Origin of the sequence: Ectopseudomonas alcaliphila (assembly GCF_900101755.1) — a bacterium.
In the GTDB taxonomy this organism is placed as follows: domain Bacteria; phylum Pseudomonadota; class Gammaproteobacteria; order Pseudomonadales; family Pseudomonadaceae; genus Aquipseudomonas; species Aquipseudomonas alcaliphila.
The window spans coordinates 45,284-65,209 of the sequence record NZ_FNAE01000001.1; the positions used below are offsets into that span (position 1 = coordinate 45,284).

The window sequence follows — 19,926 nt, forward strand, 5'->3', positions numbered from 1 at the left end:
AAAGTGGTAGGGGCTTTAGCCGCGACTGTCGCAGGCAAAGCCCCTCCCCCGATTCGCTAGCGCTACGCCCTTTCCCCTTGTGCCACTGGCTCGGCTAGTTCGGCGCCGTGCACGCGGTTGACCCACAAGCCGAACAGCGCCGCCGTGACGAACATGATCAGGCTGTAGATGGCCGCGGGAATGGCCATGGTCGGGTTGTTCAGCAGCGCCGGGCTCAGCGCCAGGGCGATGGCCAGGGTGCCGTTGTGGATACCGATCTCCATGGCGATGGCGATCGCCTGGCGCAGATTGAGCTTGAGCAGCCTGGGCACGCAGTAGCCCACCGCCATGCTCAGCAGATTGAAGGCCAAAGCCGCCCCGCCCACCGAAGGCGCGTAATCCACGAAGGTGCGCCAATCCTTGGCCATCGCCAGCACAATGATCAGCAGCAGGAACAACGCCGAGACGGTCTTCACCGGCTTCTGCATGCGCTCGGCGAAGCCCGGGAAACGGCTGCGCAGCCACATGCCGATAGCCACCGGACCGAGGACGATGACGAACACCTGCACCACCTTGGCGAACTGCAGCGGGATGGCCTGATCGGCGGACATGAAGTAGGCCAGCGACAGGTTGACGATCAGCGGCATGGTCAGAATCGCGATCACCGAGTTGACCGCTGTCAGGGTGATGTTCAACGCCACGTCGCCATGGGCCAGGTGGCTGTAGAGATTGGCGGTGGTGCCGCCTGGTGAGGCCGCCAGCAGCATCAGGCCGACGGCCAGTGCCGGCGCCAAACCAAAGGCCTTGGCCAGGAAGAAGCACGCCAGCGGCAACAACAGCAGCTGGCAGGCCAGACCGATCAGCACGGGTTTGGGAAATTTGGCCACGCGGGCGAAGTCGGCCAGGCTCAGTGACAGGCCAAGCCCGAGCATGATGATGCCCAGCGCAGCGGGAAGGAAAAACGTCAGCAAGGGATCGGCAGTCATTATTGTTATCGCTCCAGTTGAACCTGGCAGGATTTTGCGCAGCCAGGGCCACCGCTGACAGTGGCCCTGCGAGCCAACATTCGCCCGCTAGCTAACGGGATAGAGCAGTCAGATCGCCGTGGCTCCGCCGTCCACCGCCAGCGCCTGACCAGTGGTGAACGCGGCATGATCGCTGCACAGGTAGAGCACGGCAGCCGCGATCTCCTCAACCTTGCCGATGCGCCCGACCGGGTGCATGGCGGCGGCGAACTCGGCCTTCCTCGGGTCGGCTTCGTAGGCGCGGCGGAACATGTCGGTGTCGATCACGGCCGGACAGACCGCATTGACGCGGACTTTCTTCTTCGCGTACTCGATCGCCGCAGATTTGGTCAGACCGATCACCGCATGCTTGGAGGCCGCGTAGATGCTCATCTTCGGCGCGGCACCCAGGCCGGCGACCGAAGCGGTGTTGACGATGGCACCACCGCCCTGGGCCAGTAGCAAGGGGATCTGGTGCTTCATGCACAGCCACACACCCTTGACGTTGACGCCCATGATGGTGTCGAACTCGGCCTCGTTGCCGTCGGCCAGCTTGCCCTTCTCGATCTCGATACCGGCGTTGTTGAAGGCGTAGTCGAGGCGGCCGTACTGGGCCATGGTGGCGTCCATCAACGCCTTGACCTCGGCATCGCGGGTCACGTCGCAATGCACGAAGAAGGCCTCGCCACCAGCCGCGCGAATCAGCGCGACGGTGCCCTCACCGCCTGCTACATCGACGTCGGACACCACCACCTTGAGCCCAGCGGCCGCGAAAGCCTGGGCGGTGGCACGGCCAATACCGGCCGCAGCGCCGGTGACCAGGGCGACCTGGCCGGAGAACGTCATGCTCATGTCTGCTTCCTCGCAGGGATTCTTGTTGAATTGGCGAGGAGTCTAGCCAGCAAGCCAGACGGCGAGCAGCACTATCAGGCTCTGGAGTGGTAGGTCATGCAGGGCGCTGATGGCGACTCCACCAGCGCGGTGCCGCGATCGGCGGGTAGCTCGGATGAAATCCGGAAAAGATCGGACGGCATGCCAGACCGCTCCGGATTTCATCCGGGCTACAGCTCAGGCGCGCAGTTCGGCGACCACCGCAGCCAGCGCCTGCGCCGGATCGGCGGCCTGGCTGATGGGGCGGCCGATCACCAGATAGTCGGAACCTGCATCCAGCGCCTGACGCGGGGTGAGAATACGCTTCTGGTCATCGGCGCTGCTGCCGGCAGGACGAATGCCTGGCGTGACCAGTTGCAGGCGCGGCTGTGCGACCTTCAGCGCCTGTGCTTCCTGCGCCGAGCAGACCAGGCCATCGAGCCCGGCATCGGCGGCCAGGCCGGCCAGGCGCAGCACCTGCTCCTGTGGCGGCACGTCCAGGCCGATACCGGCCAGGTCCTGCTGCTCCATGCTGGTCAGCACCGTCACGCCGATCAGCAGCGGCTTGGCGCCAGCCAGCTTGTCCAGTTCGTTGCGGCAGGCCGCCATCATGCGCAGGCCGCCGGAGCAGTGCACGTTGACCATCCACACGCCCAGCTCGGCAGCGGCCTTGACCGCCATCGCCGTGGTGTTGGGGATGTCGTGAAATTTCAGATCGAGAAACAGCTCGAAACCCTTGGCCTGCAACGCCTCGACCACTTGCGGACCGCTGCGGGTGAACAGTTCCTTGCCGACCTTGACCCGGCACAGCGCCGGATCGAGCTGATCGGCCAGTGCCAGAGCGGCATCACGGCTGGGAAAGTCGAGGGCGACGATGATCGGGGTTTGGCAGGCAGGCATGGGCGGGTCTCGAACAGGATAAAAAACGCCGCGCATTGTAGCGCAAAGCGTCCTGGCACTGGTCGTGACTGAAGCCCGACTCTCAGGCTGGTCCGTAGCCCGGATGCAATCCGGGGCCTTGGCTTCGGCACAAAGGCATCGCGGCTGAAGCCGCTCCTACGGGGCAATGAATTTCTGCAGGAGAGGCTGGGCGGCATTGCGCTTCAGCCGCGAAAACGTTAGGGCAGCCAAACGGTCAGGCGATCAGGCGCTCACGCAGACGTCCCAGCATACCCATCAGGCTGCCCACTTTTTCCTGCTCACGTTCATCACGCGGCACCTCGGCCAGGCGGCTGACCACCTGCCGCGGTTGCGCGCGCCAGATCAGCGCCTGCTCGGCAGCGGCCTTTAGGCCCTTCTCGAACAGACCACGGCGAATCGGCTTGGGCAGGTAGCGGAATATCTGTGCCTCATTGACCAGCCGCAGCAGCGCCTGGGTGTCCTGAAATGGCGTGACCACCAGGCTGAGCAGGCGCGGGTGCGCTTGCGCCAGGGTCTTGAGCAGTGGCGCGGTGTCTTCGCCGGCCAGTTTGAGGTCGCTGACCAGAATGTCCACGCTTTCGTTGTTGAGCTGCAACATGGCCTCGGCCAGGTTGCGCGCGCGCAGCAGGCGGTGCCCGCCGGCAACGCAGAACTCGCCGACGACGCTGAGCGTGTCCGGCTCTTCATCCAGCAGTAGCAGAGACAGCGGCGCGCTCAGCGTCTCGCTGGCGGCCGACGGCAGCGGCTGCGTCTGGCGCACGGCCAGTTCAGCCGCCTGGCGCAGGGTGAAGGCCATTTCCTGCTGGTCCCAGGGTTTGGTCAGGTAGCGGAAGATGCCGCCATCGTTCAGCGCCTCCACCGCGGCATCCAGATCGGAATAACCGGTCAGCAGGATGCGCAGCGTGTTCGGCGCGATCTCACGCGCCTCGGCCAGCAACTGCGCGCCGCTCATCTGTGGCATGCGCTGATCGCTGACCAAAACGTGAATATGCTCCTCGCGCAGGCGCTGCAGGGCGCGCAGCGGATCACTCTCGGTCAGCACCTCGTAGTGACGGCGAAACTGCAGGGCAAGGCTGCGCAGAATGCGTTCCTCGTCATCGACGAAGAGAATCCGAACGGGTGCAGACATCAGGCGCTCCTTTTCATGGTGACAGTAGCGGGCAACGGCAGGCTGATGAGAAAACGCGTGCCACGTCCCGGCTCGGAGGCGACGCGAATCTGGCCGCCGTGGTCCTGGACGATCTTGTAGCTGATGGACAAACCGAGGCCGGTGCCCTGGCCGACCGGCTTGGTGGTGAAGAAGGGATCAAAGATCTTCGCCATGACCTCGCGCGGCATGCCGCGACCGTTGTCCTGCAGCGAGATGTGAACGCCCTGGGCATCGGCCCAGCTGCGGATCTGGATGCGCCCCATGCCATCGATGGCCTGGGCGGCGTTGGTCAGCAGGTTGAGCAGCACCTGGTTGATCTGCGATGGCGCGCAGGCGATGCGTGGCAGTTCGCCCAGTTGCTGCGCCACGTCGGCCTTGTCCTTGATGTGATTACGGGCGATCAGCAACGCGCTGCGGATGCAGTCGTTGAGATCCACCTCCTCGCTCATGGCACGGTCGACACGGGCGAAGTCCTTCAGACCGACCACCAGTTCGGCGATCTGCTCCAGGCCATACAGCGTATCGCCATACAGCTGCTGCAGGTCCTCGGCGAGCAGCTCCGGCGCCGCCTGCTGGCGGGCCTGCTCGGCAGCCTGCAGCGCCTGGCTCAGGCTTGCCTCGTCGCAATCGGGATCATTCAGGCACTGGCCCAGCCGCGCCTGCGCGGCGGCCAGCTCGAACAACGGCTCGCTCAGCTCGCGCAGCAGTTGCACGTTGTTCTTCACGTAGCCCAGCGGCGTGTTCAGCTCGTGGGCTACGCCCGCAACCATCTGCCCGAGTGAGGCCATCTTCTCCGATTGCAGCAGTTGCGCCTGGGACTCCTTGAGGTCCACCAGCGCCTGGCGCAGCACACGATTACGCTGAGCGACGCGCGCCTCCATGGCCTTGAGCAGGTCCAGCACCGTTCCCAGACCGCAGTATTCACCCTGCGCATCGATCAGGATGAAGTCCTCGGTGATCGGGTACTGCAACTGGGCCGTGACCTGCTTGGTGGCCTCCTCGAGGCTGGTTTCCAGGCTGACGATCAGCGGCGCCTCGTTCATCACCTCGCCAACCGGATGGCGACCGCGCAGGTCGCGCCCGAAGCGCTGCATGAAGATGTCCTGCAGTGTGGCGCGACTGACCAGGCCGAGCGGCCGATTGTTCTCGTCCACCACCGGCAGCGAAAGAAACGCGCGGTGTTCGGCCGCCAGGAACAGATCGGCGACCTCGTTGATACTCATCGACGCCGCGAGCGGCGTGACGGCTCGCAATAGCGATTGCAACGCTCTGGCATGGGTCACGAACGGCCTCCCCGTGCTATCGGAAAGCCGCCATTCAAACAGTACCAGGTTGCCATCATGTGACAGGCATCACACGGCCGTGCGCCAGACCGGTGCATCCGCCCTGCCCTTGCACCCTTTTCATTCGCCCGATCTGACGGGCACCGATGCACAGGCTGCATCTGGTCAGCGATCAGGGCTCTGGCATGAGCACTGCACGGTAAGCGCATCCTCTTTGCAGCAGGTTGCAGCCATGCCCTATCAAACCACCATCGGCAGCCTGGTCTACCGCTTTGCCGATCTCAAGACGCTGCTGGCCAAAGCCAGCCCGGCGCGTTCCGGCGACTACCTGGCGGGGCTGGCTGCAGCCACCTACGAAGAGCGCATGGCCGCCAAGCTGGCACTGGCCGAGGTGCCGCTCAAGCGTTTTCTCGACGAGGCGCTGATTCCCTACGAGCAGGACGAAGTCACCCGCCTGATCATCGACCGCCATGACGCCACCGCCTTCGCCCCGATCAGCCACCTGACAGTGGGCGATCTGCGCGACTGGTTGCTGCTGGAGAAGACCGACAGCGCGCGCCTGGCAGCCCTGGCCGCCGGCCTGACGCCGGAAATGGTCGCGGCGGTGAGCAAGCTGATGCGCAATCAGGACCTGATTCTGGTGGCGCGCAAATGCCAGGTGATCAGCCGTTTTCGCAACACCCTCGGGCTGCCCGGTCATCTGGCCGTACGCCTGCAGCCCAATCACCCCACCGACGATGTGCGCGGCATCGCCGCCAGCATGCTCGACGGCCTGCTCTACGGCTCCGGCGACGCCACAGTCGGTATCAACCCGGCCAGCGATTCGCTGCCGACGCTGATGCGCCTGTGGCAGATGATGGACGAAGTGCGCCAGCACTTCGAAATCCCCATGCAGAGCTGCGTGCTCACCCATGTCACTACACAAATCCAGGCCATCGAGGCCGGCGCACCGATCGATCTGGTGTTCCAGTCCATCGCCGGCACCGAAGCCACAAACGCCGGTTTCGGTGTGTCCCTGGCGATCCTGCGCGAAGCCCACGAGGCCGCGCTGTCGCTCGGGCGCGGCACCCTGGGGGATAACCTCATGTACTTCGAGACCGGCCAGGGCAGCGCGCTGTCGGCCGGCGGCCACCACGGCGTCGACCAGCAGACCTGCGAAGCCCGCGCCTACGCCGTGGCCCGCGAGTTCCGCCCGCTGCTGGTCAACACCGTGGTCGGTTTCATCGGCCCGGAATACCTCTACGACGGCAAGCAGATCATCCGCGCCGGCCTGGAAGACCATTTCTGCGCCAAGCTGCTCGGCCTGCCGATGGGCTGCGACGTGTGCTACACCAACCACGCCGAAGCCGACCAGGACGACATGGACAGCCTACTCACCCTGCTCGGCGCGGCCGGCATCAACTTCATCATGGGCATTCCCGGCGCTGACGACATCATGCTCAACTACCAGAGCACCTCGTTCCACGATGCGCTGTACCTACGCAGCGTGCTGGGCCTCAAGCGCGCCCCGGAGTTCGACGCCTGGCTGGCGCGCATGGCCATTACCGAACCGAGCGGCCGCCTGCGCGAGATCGGTCGTGGCCACCACCTGCTCAAGCAACTGCCGCACATCTCGGGAGCCGCGTGATGGCCAATGACCTGATTCAGCAAAATCCCTGGGACGAACTGCGCGCGCACACCTCGGCGCGCATCGCGCTCGGCCGCGTCGGCTGCAGCTTGCCCACCCGCGAGGTGCTCAAGTTCGGCCTGGCTCATGCCCAGGCGCGCGATGCCGTGCATCGCCCGCTGGACTTCGGCGAACTCAAGCATCAGCTGCATGCAGCGGGTTTTCGCGCGCTGAAGGTGCGCAGCAACGCCGAGGACCGGCAGACCTACCTGCTGCGCCCGGATCACGGCCGCCACCTGCATGGCGACTGCCGGGTACAGCTGCAGCACGAACTGCCGGCACCGGAACTGGCCATCGTCCTGGCCGACGGCTTGTCCGCCGTCGCAGTGCAGCGCCATGCCCTGCCGCTGCTGCAGGCCTTGCGCGAACGCTTCGACACCGACTGGGCCAACACCCCGGTGGTGCTGGCCGAACAAGGCCGCGTGGCGATCGGCGACGGCATCGGCGAAGCGCTGCGCGCGCGTCTGGTGATCGTGATGATCGGCGAACGTCCTGGGCTGACCTCGCCGGACAGCCTGGGCCTGTACCTGACCTATGCGCCGCGCGTGGGCTGCCCGGACAGCGCGCGCAACTGCATCTCCAACGTACGCCCGGAAGGCCTGCCCTACGAGCAGGCCGCCCACAAGCTCGACTACCTGGCACGCCAGGCGCTTCGCCTGCAACTGAGTGGCGTGCAACTCAAGGACGACAGCAATCTGCAACCGGTCGCACGACAGGCAGACTGACAAGCCTCGGCACGCGGGGTATGGTGATAGCTCTACTCCCCGTAAGGAATCGTCATGCCCTGGTACGTCTGGCTGCTGCTGGCTCTGGTGTTCGGCTCGGTGATCGGTAGCCTGCTGGTGCTGCGCAGCAGCGCCAAGAAAATGCCCCTGAGCGAGGACCAACTCGAACGCATGCGCAAGCGCGCCGTCGAGCAGGAAGCCAAGGACGAGCGCGAGCGTCAGCGCTAGACGCACTCGTCCCGTCAGGTAACGCCAAGACTGCCCGCAACGCAGCCTGCTAGACTGCGCGCCTTCCCCAGGAGAGGTGCCATGCCCCTGCATCTGCGCTTGCTGCTCCCCGCTCTCACTCTGGCCTTGGGCAGCGGCCTGGGCTTCATCCAACCCACCGGCCTGCTGCTGGGCAGCGCATTCGTCATCGTCCTGCTGGCCGGACAATCGCAACTGCCGAACTGGCTATGGTTGCCTCTTATCCTGCTCGGCGGCATTGCCCTGGCGGCGCACCTCATACCCGGTTTCAGCTCCTGGCAGTTGTGGCAGCCACGTCTCATCAGTGCTGATGCGGCGCCCTATGGCCTACGCCTGTCCTGGGACAAGTTGCTGCTGGGCAGCGCCCTGCTGGCCTGGTGGTTGGGACAACCGCGTAGCCCCGTGATTTCGCTGAAACATGCCTGGCTGGCCTGCATCGCTACCTTGCTGCTGGTACCGCTGCTGGCCATGGCGCTGGGCCTGGTCGCCTGGCAGCCCAAATGGCCGCAGGGCCTGCTGCTGTGGCTTGCGGTCAATCTCGGCGTGGCGGTACTGGCGGAGGAACTACTGTTTCGCGGTCTGTTGCAGACTGCCCTGATCAAGCGCCTGGGCATCTGGCCCGGATTACTGTTGACAGCGGGTCTGTTCGGCGCGGCCCACCTGCCTTTCAGCAGCCTATTTGCCGTGGTGGCGACCTGCGCAGGGCTCGGCTACGGCCTGGTCTTTCATTACAGCGGCCGCCTGAGCCTGGCCATCGCGCTGCACGTAGCGGTCAATCTGCTGCATATTCTGTTGCTGAGCTATCCGCTACGACTGGCGTGACGGCAATACGGTACGGCGAGAAGATGCGTTGCAATTCGCCTTTGACCCTCAGTTGCTCGAGCAAGGCAGCGAAGCGTTCAGGACTTATCGGGGCGCCAGCGCGAATCATCGCATGATGGCGATAGACCTGATCGACACGCTCGGAGATCAGCAACTGGCGTGCATGCTCGCGATTGCGTTCGAGGAAGTCATAGAGATTGGAGCGAGTGACCAGCGCGACGTCGGCCCGCCCGCGTATCACCATCAGCAGATTGCTGTCATGGGAGTGACCGAGGTTGGCGTTGAAGGTGCTGGTCAGGAACTCCGGGTCACTATTGAATTGGGCAAACCCGTAGTGATAGCCGCGATAAAGCGCCAGGCGCTTGCCTTCGAGCTGTTCGAAGTAACTCTGGCCGCGCAGCGCCTCGTTCCTGGCGACGAACAGCTCCGCATCCTCCAGCCTCATATCGACGGCTTCAGCGTCGATGCCCTGCCATCCCCACTGCGGATTCTCGAAAATCGCCATGTCGATACGCCCGCGCTGCAGATCGCCGAAACGACGCACGATGGCGGTGGGCAACATGGTGAAGTGGTATTCGCTCTGCTCTCGATTGAGCGCTTCGAGCAGTTGCGGCAGCAGGCCTCTCGTGTCCTGCAGGTTGGACTTGATCACATAGGGGGGAAAATGCGCGCCACCGACCTTGACCAGCTCGGCCGCACAGAGAGAACCCGCTAGCAAGAGACCCAAGGTACCCAAACATCCGTGAATCCAGCACCGCACATGCCGCATGTCGAGTCCCCAAAAAAATCCTTCTCTCAGTGTAGTGCACACTACTCCAGTCTCTCCTGACCGACTAGATGGATTTTCACTCTACTGACACTTTGTTGCCCAATGCCAGACGATAGCGCCCAAGTAGCCTCGATAGCTCTCCACTGGCCTGCAACTGGTTCAACAGTTCGGCAACTTCAGCCGGGCTCAGCGGCCCCTTGGGCCGTAACAGCACCTGATGGTGATAGAACTGATCCAGACGATCGGACACCAGCAACCGGGGCAGCACTTCCGGGTGCCGGTCCAGAAACAACTCCAGGTACGAGCGCGTCACTACAGCGATATCGACGCGCCGCGCCAGCAGCATGCGCAGGTTGCTATCGTGAGAATAGGTCAGCAGCGCGTTGAAGTTCCGCGCGAGATAATCAGGGTCGGCGTCGAAACTGGCGAAGCCATAGTGATAGCCGTTGTAGAGCGCCATGCGCTTGTCGTTGAAATCCTCGAAATATTCCTGCCCACGCCCCGGCGCCGCCGCGGCGACATAGACTTCCGCATCATCGATATCCAGCCCCAAGGCCAGGTATGACGTGCCCTGCCAACCCCAGCGACTGGACTCGAAGAACATCAGATCGAAGCGTCCGTTCTCCAGGTCGCGGTAACGGCGGGTCGCCGAGGTCGGTACCAGGACGAAATGGTATTGCTGCTGCGCTGCATTGAGCGCGCGCAACAACTCGGGCACCAAACCTTGCGGGTAAGGTGATTCGGGTTTGTCCAGATAAGGCGGGAAGTGATAACCGCCGACACGCACCTCCTGCACCGCAACGGCAGCAGGTACATGCAACAGTGAAAGACAGCACAACAGGCAAAAGGCTAGCGCGCGCAAACTCGACCTCTCGTCACGGATCACCACCTGGGTGCACCCCAGCGCCCGTGTTCGAGCCGAAAACCGGCAGTTGCTCCTATCCTAGCCGAATTCGCTCAGGCTTCCTTGCACACCAATGACAGCGCCTCCTCGGCCAACTGATCCAGCGTCATCGGTCCCTGCGAACGGAACCAGGTATTGGTCCAGCTCAGCGCACCGGTGAGAAAGCGCCGCTGGATGAAAGGGTCGCCCTTGAAGTAACCGGCATCACGCGCCTCACTCAGCACCGCCAGCCAGATCTGCTCGTAGGTATCACGCAAGGCCAGTACCTGCGCCTGGCCGTCTTCTGACAGCGAGCGCCATTCGTAGACCAGCACCGCCATGGCCTCGCCAGTACCGCCCATGATCGATTGCAGCTCGCAGCGGATCAGCGCCAGCAACCGCTCACGGGTGCCCTGCGCCTCGGCCAGCGCGGAGCGCATCAGGGCGGTGTTGTAGATGATGGTTTCCTCCATCACCGAGCGCAGGATTTCGTCCTTGCTCTTGAAATGATGAAAGATGCTGCCCGACTGAATACCAATGGCCGCAGCCAGATCACGCACCGTGGTGCGCTCGTAACCCTTGCTGCGGAACAGGTGGGCGGCCATCTGCAACAGCTTGCCACGGGCGCTTTGCGGATCGGTGACCTGGCCGTTGTCGACCAGCTCCTGCATCACGGCCTGGGCTCTGTGTTCGTCCACGCTGACTTCTCCCCTGATTGCCCTGCACGGCGATTGTTCTAATGAATTCTCTATGCTGCCGGCAAGTGCTTGTCTTGCTTGACGAAATGTATGCGGCAGCAGCTGACCAAGCAAGCGCTTGGCCGCACTTTTGGCTGAATTGCCCTCTTGCGCCACTTTTCAACCAAGCGCTTGCTTGGTAATGTCGACCTACCTTCTCAATGTGTGACGGGCCAATTCCAATGAGCAAAACCGTACGCATCGGCTGCGCCTCCGCGTTCTGGGGCGACACCTCCACCGCTGCCGCCCAGCTTGTCCGGGGAATCGAACTGGATTACCTGGTGTTCGACTACCTGGCCGAAATCACCATGTCGATCATGGCCGGCGCCCGCATGAAGAAGCCTGACGACGGCTACGCCCGTGACTTCGTCGAAGTGCTCGCCCCGCTGCTGGGTGACATCGCCACGAAGAAGATCCGCGTCATCAGCAACGCCGGCGGGGTCAATCCGATGGCCTGCGCCGCCGCACTGAGCGCCGCCTGCGAGCAGGCCAACGTGCAACTGAAGATCGCCGTACTGCACGGTGACAACCTGCAGCCCAAGCTCGGCGAGCTGGTCAAGGCCGGCACCCGCGAGATGTTCACGGGCGCCGCGCTGCCGCCCTTCTGCGTCTCGGTCAACGCCTACCTGGGCGCGCCGGGCATCGTCGCCGCACTCGAGCAAGGCGCCGACATCGTCATCACTGGCCGTGTGGTCGACAGCGCAGTGGTCAGCGCCGCGCTGGGACACGAATTCGGCTGGGCCTGGAACGACTACGACAAGCTGGCCCAGGCCGCGCTGGCCGGGCACATCATCGAATGCGGCGCACAGTGCACCGGCGGCAACTTCACCGACTGGCGCGATGTGCCGGACTACGAACACATCGGCTTTCCCATCGTCGAGGTCGAGGACGACGGCCGCTTCGTCGTGACCAAGCCGGAGGGTTCCGGCGGTTTGGTCACGCCTTTTACCGTCGGCGAGCAGATGCTCTACGAAATCGGTGACCCACGCGCCTACTTGCTGCCGGATGTGGTCTGCGATTTCACCCAGGTCGAGCTGAGCCAGGTCGGCGACAACCGCGTGCAGCTGCAGGGCGCTCGCGGCCTGCCGCCCACCGACCAATACAAGGTCAGCGCCACGCACCCTGACGGCTTTCGCTGCACCGCCAGCTTCCTGCTCGCCGGCATCGATGCGGTGGCCAAGGCCGAGCGCGTCAGCGAGGCGATCATCAACAAGACCGAAGAGATGTTCGCCGAGCGCGGCTGGGGTCGTTACCAGGAGGTCAGTGTCGAGCTGCTCGGCAGCGAAGCCACTTATGGCACCCGCGCCCAGCGCAATGACTGCCGCGAGGTGGTGGTGAAGATCGCTGCACGCCATGCCAAGAAAGAGGCGTTGATCCTCTTCTCCCGCGAGATCGCTCAGGCCGCCACCGGCATGGCGCCTGGCCTGACCGGCATTGTCGGTGGCCGCCCCACCGTCTACCCGGTGATCCGTCTATTCAGTTTCCTGGTGGACAAGAGCGTCTGCACTCTGGAGGTGGAGATCGATGGCGAGCGCCAGCCAGTCGTCCTGCCCCAGGTCGATGCCTTCGACCCCGAGCGACTTCTTGCGCCAGCAGCGCTGCCCGTACCGATGGGTGAAGCGGACGCTGCCGTGCCGCTGATCCGCCTGGCCGTGGCCCGCTCCGGCGACAAGGGTAACCACAGCAATATCGGCGTAATGGCCAGAAAGCCCGAATACCTGGCGTGGATAGCCGCTGCGCTGACGCCCGAAGCCGTGGCCAACTGGATGACGCATACCCTGGACGCCGAACAGGGCCGCGTCAGCCGCTGGTACCTGCCGGCCAGCCACAGCCTCAACTTCCTGTTGGAGAACGCGCTCGGCGGCGGAGGCGTCGCCAGCCTGCGCATCGACCCACAGGGCAAGGCCTTCGCCCAGCAACTGCTGGAGTTTCCGGTGCCGGTGCCCAGGGCGCTGGCGGATCAACTGCACGACTGATTTATGTGGGAGCGGTCGGGCGGCGTAGCGCTTCAGCCGCGATGCTCTTGCCCTAGCCCAATCGCGGCTGAAGCCGCTCCTACGGCAACCGATAAGGACAATAAGAACAATGAGCTACGACTCCGTATTCAAACCTGGCCTTTTCGCTGACCAGACCATTCTGGTCACCGGCGGTGGCAGCGGCATCGGCCGCTGCGTGGCCCACGAACTGGCCCATCTGGGCGCCCATGTGGTGCTGGTCGGGCGCAAGCAGGAGAAGCTGGAGAAGACCTGCGCCGAGATCATCGAAGACGGCGGCAGCGCCAGCTTCCAGGTCTGCGACATCCGTGACGAAGAAGTTGTAAAGGCCATGGTGGGCGCGGTGATTGCGCAGCGCGGACGCATCCATCACCTGGTCAACAACGCCGGCGGCCAGTTCCCCGCACCGCTGATCGGCATCAACCAGAAAGGCTTCGAGACCGTGGTGCGCACCAACCTGGTGGGCGGCTTCCTGGTGGCCAAGGAAGTCTTCCTGCAGAGCATGAGCAAACATGGCGGCGCCATCGTCAACATGCTCGCCGACATGTGGGGCGGCATGCCCGGCATGGGCCACTCCGGCGCGGCGCGGGCCGGCATGGAGAACTTCACCAAGACCGCTGCCTACGAGTGGGGCCACGCCGGCGTGCGGGTCAACGCCGTGGCGCCCGGCTGGATTGCCTCCAGCGGCATGGACACTTACCCCGAGTCGATGAAAAACATGATCCGCAACCTCAAGGATCACGTGCCCCTGCAACGCATCGGCAGCGAGTCCGAGGTGGCGGCGGCCATCGTCTTCCTGCTCAGCCCCGGCGCCAACTTCATCAGCGGCAACACCATCCGCATCGATGGCGCCGCCAGCCAGGGCACCCGTGCCTGGACGCTGGGCAAGGCGAAAAACAGCGAGCCCTACAATGGTTTTCACCGGGCCTATGTGCCCGACGTCTTGAAAGATCAGGAGTAAGGCGATGCCCGTGATTCAATCGGAAATCGACGTGCATGGTGACGCCTTCGCGCAGAACCGCGAGGCCATGCTGGCGGCTATCGCGGCCTTCCGTGATGTCGAGCAGAAGGTCCTGGACAAGGCGTTTGAGGCCAAGGCCAAGTTCGACAAGCGCGGCCAGTTGCTGCCACGTGAGCGCATCAACCTGCTGCTCGATGCCGGCGCGCCCTTCCTCGAGCTGGCCTCGCTGGCCGGCTACAAGCTGCACGACGACAAGGACGGCAGCCAGGCCGGCGGCGGCCTGATCGCCGGCATCGGCTACATCGCCGGCGTGCGCTGCCTGGTGATCGCCAACAACAGCGCGATCAAGGGCGGCACCATCTCCCCCAGCGGCCTGAAGAAATCCCTGCGCCTGCAGCAGATCGCCTTCGAGAACAAGCTGCCGGTGGTGACCCTGGCCGAGAGCGGCGGCGCCAACCTCAACTACGCTGCCGACATCTTCGTCGAGGGCGCGCGCGGCTTCGCCAACCAGGCGCGCATGTCCGCCATGGGCCTGCCGCAGATCACCGTGGTGCATGGTTCCAGCACCGCTGGCGGGGCTTACCAGCCAGGGCTGTCAGACTATGTGGTGGTGGTGCGCGGCAAGGCCAAGATGTTCCTGGCCGGCCCGCCTCTGCTCAAGGCCGCCACCGGTGAGATCGCCACCGATGAGCAACTCGGCGGCGCCGAGATGCACGCCCAGGTCGCCGGCACCGCCGAGTACCTGGCTGAGAACGACGCCGACGGCGTGCGCCTGGCGCGCGAAATCGTCGGTATGCTGCCGTGGAACCAGCAGTTGCCGGCACGTGAGAAACGCACCTGGCGCGAGCCGCTGTACCCGGCCGAGGAACTGCTCGGCCTGGTACCGGCCGACGCCAAGAAACCCTACGACGTGCGCGAGATCATCGCGCGCATCGCCGATGGCTCGGCGTTTCTCGACTTCAAGAACGAGTTCGACAGCCAGACGGTCTGCGGTCACCTGCAGATCGAAGGCCAGGCCTGCGGTTTCATCGGCAACAACGGCCCGATCACCCCGCAAGGCGCGGCCAAGGCGGCGCAGTTCATCCAGCTGTGCGAGCAGAGCAACACACCGATCCTGTTCTTCCACAACACCACCGGCTTCATGGTCGGGACGGAATCGGAACGCAGCGGCGTGATCAAGCACGGCTCGAAGATGATCCAGGCGGTGGCCAACGCCACGGTACCCAAGCTCACCATCGTCGTCGGTGGCTCCTACGGTGCCGGCAACTATGCCATGTGCGGTCGTGGCCTCGACCCGCGTTTCATCTTCGCCTGGCCCAACAGCAAGACCGCTGTGATGGGCGGCGCGCAGGCCGGCAAGGTGCTGCGCATCGTCACCGAGGACAAGCACGCCAAGGAGGGCAAGGAGCCCGACCCGAAGATGCTCGACATGCTGGAAACCGTCACCGCGCAGAAGCTCGACAGCCAGTCCACCGCCCTCTACGGCACCGCCAGCCTGTGGGACGACGGCCTGATCGACCCGCGCGATACGCGCAAGCTGCTGGGCTTCTTGCTCGATATTTGCGCCGAAGCCAACCTGCGGCCGTTGAAGAAGAGCAGCTTCGGCGTCGCGCGTTTCTGACCTCAATACAAGATCTGGTGCACACAGCGCACCCTACGGAGAACAACAATGATCTTCACCCAGGAACACGAAGAACTCCGCCGTACCGTACGCAACTTCGTCGACAAGGAAATCAACCCGCACGTCGATGAGTGGGAAAAGGAAGGCCGCTTCCCCATCCATGACATCTTCAGGAAGGCCGGCGAGCTGGGCCTGCTGGGCATCTCCAAGCCGGAGAAATTCGGCGGCATGGGCCTGGATTACAGCTACTCGATCGTCGCCGCCGAAGAATTCGGCACCATCCATTGCGGCGGCATCCCCATGTCCATCGGCGTACAGACCGATATGTGCACCCCGGCACTGGCGCGCTTCGGCTCCGACGAGCTGCGCGAAGAGTTCCTGCGCCCGGCCATCACCGGCGAGATGGTCGGCTGCATCGGCGTCTCCGAAGTCGGTGCCGGCTCCGACGTGGCCGGCCTGAAGACCACCGCGCGCAAGGACGGTGATGACTACGTGATCAACGGCAGCAAGATGTGGATCACCAACTCGCCATCGGCCGACTTCATCTGCCTGCTGGCCAATACCAGCGACGACAAGCCACACGTCAACAAGTCGCTGATCGTGGTGCCGATGAAGACCCCGGGCATCAGCGTCAGCCCGCACCTGGACAAGCTCGGCATGCGCAGCTCGGAAACCGCCCAGGTGTTCTTCGACAACGTGCGCGTACCGCAGCGCTATCGCATCGGTCACGAAGGTGCCGGCTTCATGATGCAGATGCTGCAGTTCCAGGAAGAGCGCCTGTTCGGCGCGGCCAACATGATCAAGGGCCTGGAACACTGCGTCGACACCACCATCGACTACTGCAAGCAGCGCCACACCTTCGGCCAACCGCTGATCGACAACCAGGTCATCCACTTCCGCATGGCCGAGCTGCAGACCGAGATCGAGTGCCTGCGCGCGCTGGTCTACCAGGCCACCGAGCAATACGTGAAGGGCCGTGACGTGACCAAACTGGCGTCGATGGCCAAGCTCAAGGCCGGGCGCCTGGGTCGCGAAGTGTCCGACGCCTGCCTGCAGTACTGGGGCGGCATGGGCTTCATGTGGGACAACCCGGTATCACGCGCCTACCGCGACGTGCGCCTGGTCAGCATCGGCGGCGGCGCCGACGAAATCATGCTCGGCATCATCTGCAAGCTGATGGGCATCCTGCCGGGAAAGAAGAAGGGCTGAGATACGCTGATGGTTCCCACGTCGAGGCGTCGAACCGTCCGCGTGGGAACCCATAACGGGACGCAGAGCGTCGCCAAATGCATTCCCACGCGGAGCGTGGGAACGATCTAAAGGTGCCCCCATGAGCAACCTGCCTCATTGCGAAACCCTGCTGCTTAACCTCGATGCCGGCATGCTGCATATCACCCTCAACCGCCCGGACAGCCGCAATGCCATGAGCCTGGCCATGGTCACGGAACTGCGCGCAGTGCTGGAAGGCCTGCATGCAGACCCAAGCGTGCGCGCCATTGTGCTGCGCGGCGCCGGTGGGCATTTCTGCGCAGGTGGCGATATCAAGGATATGGCCGGCGCGCGTGCGGCGGGTGGTGACGCCTACCGCAGCCTTAACCGCGCCTTCGGCAGCCTGCTGGAGGAAGCGCAGAACACGCCGCAAGTGCTGATTGCCGTGCTCGAGGGCGCCGTGCTGGGCGGCGGTTTTGGCCTGGCCTGCGTCTCGGACATCGCCATCTGCCAGCAGGACGCCAAGTTCGGTCTGCCGGAGACCACCCTGGGGATTCTGCCGGCGCAGATCGCCCCCTTTGTGGTACGGCGCATCGGCCTGACCCAGACCCGGCGCCTGGCCCTGACCGCCGCCCGTTTCAATGGCAGCGAAGCCGAACGCCTGGGTCTGGTGCACTTCAGCGAACCCAGCAGCGAAGCCGTCGACGCCCGCTTGCAACAGCTAATCAGCCAGGTGCGCCTGTGCGCCCCCGGCGCCAACGCCCAGACCAAAGCCCTGCTGCTGGCGGCCGAAAGCGAAGCACTCGGGCCACTGCTGGACCGCGCCGCCGAGCAATTTGCCGCAGCGGTAACCGGCGCCGAAGGCGTCGAGGGCACCATGGCCTTTATGCAGAAACGCGCGCCGAAGTGGGCCCAATGATGGATTGGACGAACTGACACTACGGCCAAACCCGTAGGGTGGATGTCGTTTTTTTACATCCACCAATGTAATCAAGGACTCCAAGCGGTGGATCGATAAAGCGCGATCCACCCTACGTAACCAGAGACCGTAGCCCGGATGAAATCCGGGAATCGACTCACAGGAGCACATAGATGCCCGCCTTTAACAAGATTCTGATCGCCAACCGTGGGGAAATCGCCTGCAGGGTGATGCGTACCGCGCAAGATTTGGGCTACCGCACCGTCGCCGTTTACTCGCAGGCCGACGCCGACGCACGCCATGTGCAGCAAGCCGATGAAGCCGTGTGCATTGGCCCGGCCCAGGTGAATCAGTCCTACCTGCGCATCGACGCCATCATCGAGGCCGCGAGCAAGACCGGCGCCGATGCCATCCACCCCGGCTATGGTTTCCTCTCCGAGAACGCCGACTTCGCCCGCGCCTGCGAAGCGGCTGGCATCGTCTTTATCGGCCCGACCGTGGAAGCCATCCACCTGATGGGCAGCAAGCGCCTGTCGAAGATCGCCATGCTCGAAGCCGGCGTGCCCTGCATCCCCGGCTATGAGGGCGCCGCCCAGGATGACGAGACCCTGGCCAGCGAAGCCGAACGCATCGGCTACCCGCTGATGATCAAGGCCAGCGCCGGCGGTGGCGGCCGCGGCATGCGCCTGGTACAGGAATCCTCCGAACTGCTGGGACAGATCCGCACCGCCCGCTCGGAGGCGCAGAATGCCTTCGGCTCCGGCGAGCTGATCCTCGAGCGCGCCGTGATCCGCCCGCGCCATGTGGAGATCCAGGTATTCGGCGACCAGCAAGGCAATATCCTCTACCTCGGCGAGCGCGACTGCTCGGTGCAGCGTCGCCACCAGAAGGTGGTCGAGGAAGCACCCTGCCCGGTGATGACGCCCGAGCTGCGCCGCGCCATGGGCGAGGCGGCGGTGAAGGCAGCGGCTTCGGTCAACTACGTCGGCGCCGGCACCGTGGAGTTCCTGCTCGACGCCAGCGGCGAGTTCTTCTTCCTGGAAATGAACACCCGCCTGCAGGTGGAACACCCGGTCACCGAGCTGATCACCGGCCAGGATCTGGTGGCCTGGCAGATTCGCGTGGCTGAAGGTCAGCCGCTGCCGCTCAGGCAGGACGACATTCGCCTCACCGGCCATGCCATGGAAGTGCGTCTGTATGCCGAGGATTCGGCCGCCGGTTTCCTGCCGCAAACCGGCACCGCTCTGCGCTGGGAGCCGGCGCTGCGCGAGGGCATCCGCATCGACCACGGACTGGTCGAAGGTCAGGCCATCACCCCGTTCTACGACCCGATGCTGGCCAAGGTCATCGCCTATGGCGCCACCCGCGAAGAAGCGCGGCGCAAACTGGTGCGTGCGGTTGAGGATTGCGTGCTGCTGGGCGTCAACGGCAACCAGCGTTTTCTCGCCAACCTGCTTAGCCACCCCGAGTTTGCCGCCGGCAATGCCACCACCGCGTTTATCGCCGAGCATTTCGCCAGCGACCCGAGCCTAAGCCCGCAGGCACCCAAGGCCTGCGAACTGGCAGCCGCAGCCGCCCTGCTGTTCCAGCAATCGGCCAATGCCCGCGCGCACCAACCGGGCCTCTCCGGTTGGCGCAATGCCGGCAGCGCGCCCTGGCGTTTTCTGCTCAAGCTGGGTGAGCAACAGTTCGCGGCAGAGCTGGAAGTGCAAGCCGACGGCCCACAGCCCAGCCTGCTGGCCACGATTGGCGAGCAGCAGGTCAGCCTCAAGCTGCTGGCCAGCGATGGCCGCTGGGCCACCCTGGAGCTGGACGGCATTCGCCAGCGCCTGGCCTATCACCTGGCCGGCGACAACCTCTGGCTGTATGGCCATAACGGCAATCTGCAGCTGACTGATATCACCCATCTGCCGGTCAGCAGCGCCACCGGCGCCGGCTCGGGCAGCGTCAAGGCGCCCATGGACGGCGCGATTGTCGAGGTACTGGTCGAAGCCGGTAGCCAGGTCAGCAAGGGCCAACTGCTGGTGGTACTGGAAGCGATGAAGATGGAACACCCGCTCAAGGCCAGCATCAACGGTGTGGTACGGCGGATTGGCGTCAGCCGTGGCGATCAGGTGAAAAACCGCCAGCTATTGGTGGAGATCGAAGCCGCCGACGCGTAGTCGCA

The 19,926-nt window shown here is 64.3% G+C and carries 18 protein-coding genes; 10 read left to right on the forward strand and 8 right to left on the reverse strand.

Annotated features, from left to right (window positions below; genetic code table 11):
- Window positions 1-62: 62 nt before the first annotated feature.
- From BLR77_RS00230 to BLR77_RS00250, 5 genes are all read right to left on the reverse strand, one after another.
- Entirely contained in the window at window positions 63-965 is a 903-nt protein-coding gene (locus tag BLR77_RS00230) for a bile acid:sodium symporter family protein (protein WP_074674901.1), read from the reverse strand.
- Between the two features lie 108 nt (window positions 966-1,073).
- Window positions 1,074-1,835, reverse strand: coding sequence for an SDR family oxidoreductase (locus tag BLR77_RS00235; RefSeq protein WP_074674902.1), 762 nt, complete (start codon window positions 1,833-1,835; stop codon window positions 1,074-1,076).
- A gap of 216 nt (window positions 1,836-2,051) precedes the next feature.
- Complete coding sequence (pyrF, locus tag BLR77_RS00240; RefSeq protein ID WP_074674903.1) at window positions 2,052-2,753, reverse strand: orotidine-5'-phosphate decarboxylase; 702 nt, start codon at window positions 2,751-2,753, stop codon at window positions 2,052-2,054.
- A gap of 235 nt (window positions 2,754-2,988) precedes the next feature.
- Window positions 2,989-3,906, reverse strand: coding sequence for a response regulator (locus BLR77_RS00245; RefSeq protein ID WP_139202839.1), 918 nt, complete (start codon window positions 3,904-3,906; stop codon window positions 2,989-2,991).
- Window positions 3,903-5,207 (reverse strand): sensor histidine kinase, encoded by a 1,305-nt coding sequence (locus BLR77_RS00250; protein ID WP_083366009.1) that lies wholly within the window; start codon window positions 5,205-5,207, stop codon window positions 3,903-3,905. The genes BLR77_RS00245 and BLR77_RS00250 overlap by 4 nt, the downstream gene beginning before the upstream one ends.
- 232 nt (window positions 5,208-5,439) lie before the next feature.
- Here BLR77_RS00250 and BLR77_RS00255 point away from each other — a divergent pair, with 232 nt between their 5' ends.
- From BLR77_RS00255 to BLR77_RS00270, 4 genes are all read left to right on the forward strand, one after another.
- On the forward strand, window positions 5,440-6,834 hold the full coding sequence (locus BLR77_RS00255; RefSeq protein ID WP_074674906.1) for an ethanolamine ammonia-lyase subunit EutB: 1,395 nt from the start codon (window positions 5,440-5,442) through the stop codon (window positions 6,832-6,834).
- A complete protein-coding gene (eutC, locus tag BLR77_RS00260; RefSeq protein ID WP_074674907.1) occupies window positions 6,834-7,598 on the forward strand; it encodes an ethanolamine ammonia-lyase subunit EutC in 765 nt (254 codons plus the stop codon). The genes BLR77_RS00255 and eutC overlap by 1 nt, the downstream gene beginning before the upstream one ends.
- A gap of 54 nt (window positions 7,599-7,652) precedes the next feature.
- Entirely contained in the window at window positions 7,653-7,826 is a 174-nt protein-coding gene (locus tag BLR77_RS00265) for a DUF2897 family protein (RefSeq protein ID WP_074674908.1), read from the forward strand.
- An 81-nt stretch (window positions 7,827-7,907) separates the two neighbouring features.
- On the forward strand, window positions 7,908-8,666 hold the full coding sequence (locus BLR77_RS00270; RefSeq protein WP_074674909.1) for a CPBP family intramembrane glutamic endopeptidase: 759 nt from the start codon (window positions 7,908-7,910) through the stop codon (window positions 8,664-8,666).
- Here BLR77_RS00270 and BLR77_RS00275 read toward each other — a convergent pair.
- The 3 genes from BLR77_RS00275 to BLR77_RS00285 all read right to left on the reverse strand — a co-directional run bounded on the left by BLR77_RS00275 (window position 8,617) and on the right by BLR77_RS00285 (window position 11,016).
- Window positions 8,617-9,435, reverse strand: a complete 819-nt coding sequence (locus BLR77_RS00275) for a substrate-binding periplasmic protein (protein WP_074674910.1) — start codon at window positions 9,433-9,435, stop codon at window positions 8,617-8,619. The two genes, BLR77_RS00270 and BLR77_RS00275, sit on opposite strands and share 50 nt — an antisense overlap.
- A gap of 76 nt (window positions 9,436-9,511) precedes the next feature.
- Complete coding sequence (locus BLR77_RS00280) at window positions 9,512-10,297, reverse strand: substrate-binding periplasmic protein (protein ID WP_074674911.1); 786 nt, start codon at window positions 10,295-10,297, stop codon at window positions 9,512-9,514.
- 95 nt (window positions 10,298-10,392) lie between these two features.
- Window positions 10,393-11,016 (reverse strand): TetR/AcrR family transcriptional regulator, encoded by a 624-nt coding sequence (locus BLR77_RS00285; protein ID WP_074674912.1) that lies wholly within the window; start codon window positions 11,014-11,016, stop codon window positions 10,393-10,395.
- A 221-nt stretch (window positions 11,017-11,237) separates the two neighbouring features.
- Between BLR77_RS00285 and BLR77_RS00290 the strand changes: the two genes are divergently transcribed.
- From BLR77_RS00290 to BLR77_RS00315, 6 genes are all read left to right on the forward strand, one after another.
- Window positions 11,238-13,031 carry an acyclic terpene utilization AtuA family protein gene (locus BLR77_RS00290; protein ID WP_074674913.1) on the forward strand — a complete coding sequence of 598 codons (1,794 nt, stop codon included), beginning with the start codon at window positions 11,238-11,240 and terminating at the stop codon, window positions 13,029-13,031.
- A gap of 109 nt (window positions 13,032-13,140) precedes the next feature.
- Window positions 13,141-14,010 carry an SDR family oxidoreductase gene (locus BLR77_RS00295; RefSeq protein WP_074674914.1) on the forward strand — a complete coding sequence of 290 codons (870 nt, stop codon included), beginning with the start codon at window positions 13,141-13,143 and terminating at the stop codon, window positions 14,008-14,010.
- A gap of 4 nt (window positions 14,011-14,014) precedes the next feature.
- Window positions 14,015-15,631, forward strand: coding sequence for a geranyl-CoA carboxylase subunit beta (atuC, locus tag BLR77_RS00300; protein ID WP_074674915.1), 1,617 nt, complete (start codon window positions 14,015-14,017; stop codon window positions 15,629-15,631).
- Window positions 15,632-15,679: 48 nt separating this feature from the next.
- A complete protein-coding gene (gene atuD / locus BLR77_RS00305) occupies window positions 15,680-16,840 on the forward strand; it encodes a citronellyl-CoA dehydrogenase (protein WP_074674916.1) in 1,161 nt (386 codons plus the stop codon).
- A gap of 121 nt (window positions 16,841-16,961) precedes the next feature.
- Entirely contained in the window at window positions 16,962-17,759 is a 798-nt protein-coding gene (locus tag BLR77_RS00310) for an enoyl-CoA hydratase/isomerase family protein (RefSeq protein WP_074674917.1), read from the forward strand.
- 173 nt (window positions 17,760-17,932) lie between these two features.
- Window positions 17,933-19,921: an acetyl/propionyl/methylcrotonyl-CoA carboxylase subunit alpha gene (locus BLR77_RS00315; protein ID WP_074674918.1), complete on the forward strand. Its 1,989-nt coding sequence runs from the start codon at window positions 17,933-17,935 to the stop codon at window positions 19,919-19,921.
- Window positions 19,922-19,926 lie beyond the last annotated feature (5 nt).

Excerpts from the sequence above, each read along its gene's own strand:
- BLR77_RS00230 (WP_074674901.1), bottom strand. The coding sequence starts at position 965 with ATGACTGCCGATCCCTTGCTGACGTTTTTCCTTCCCGCTGCGCTGGGC.
- BLR77_RS00235 (WP_074674902.1), bottom strand. The coding sequence starts at position 1,835 with ATGAGCATGACGTTCTCCGGCCAGGTCGCCCTGGTCACCGGCGCTGCG.
- pyrF (WP_074674903.1), bottom strand. The coding sequence starts at position 2,753 with ATGCCTGCCTGCCAAACCCCGATCATCGTCGCCCTCGACTTTCCCAGC.
- BLR77_RS00255 (WP_074674906.1), top strand. The coding sequence starts at position 5,440 with ATGCCCTATCAAACCACCATCGGCAGCCTGGTCTACCGCTTTGCCGAT.
- eutC (WP_074674907.1), top strand. The coding sequence starts at position 6,834 with ATGGCCAATGACCTGATTCAGCAAAATCCCTGGGACGAACTGCGCGCG.
- BLR77_RS00265 (WP_074674908.1), top strand. The coding sequence starts at position 7,653 with ATGCCCTGGTACGTCTGGCTGCTGCTGGCTCTGGTGTTCGGCTCGGTG.
- BLR77_RS00270 (WP_074674909.1), top strand. The coding sequence starts at position 7,908 with ATGCCCCTGCATCTGCGCTTGCTGCTCCCCGCTCTCACTCTGGCCTTG.
- BLR77_RS00275 (WP_074674910.1), bottom strand. The coding sequence starts at position 9,435 with ATGCGGCATGTGCGGTGCTGGATTCACGGATGTTTGGGTACCTTGGGT.
- BLR77_RS00290 (WP_074674913.1), top strand. The coding sequence starts at position 11,238 with ATGAGCAAAACCGTACGCATCGGCTGCGCCTCCGCGTTCTGGGGCGAC.
- BLR77_RS00295 (WP_074674914.1), top strand. The coding sequence starts at position 13,141 with ATGAGCTACGACTCCGTATTCAAACCTGGCCTTTTCGCTGACCAGACC.
- atuC (WP_074674915.1), top strand. The coding sequence starts at position 14,015 with ATGCCCGTGATTCAATCGGAAATCGACGTGCATGGTGACGCCTTCGCG.
- atuD (WP_074674916.1), top strand. The coding sequence starts at position 15,680 with ATGATCTTCACCCAGGAACACGAAGAACTCCGCCGTACCGTACGCAAC.
- BLR77_RS00310 (WP_074674917.1), top strand. The coding sequence starts at position 16,962 with ATGAGCAACCTGCCTCATTGCGAAACCCTGCTGCTTAACCTCGATGCC.
- BLR77_RS00315 (WP_074674918.1), top strand. The coding sequence starts at position 17,933 with ATGCCCGCCTTTAACAAGATTCTGATCGCCAACCGTGGGGAAATCGCC.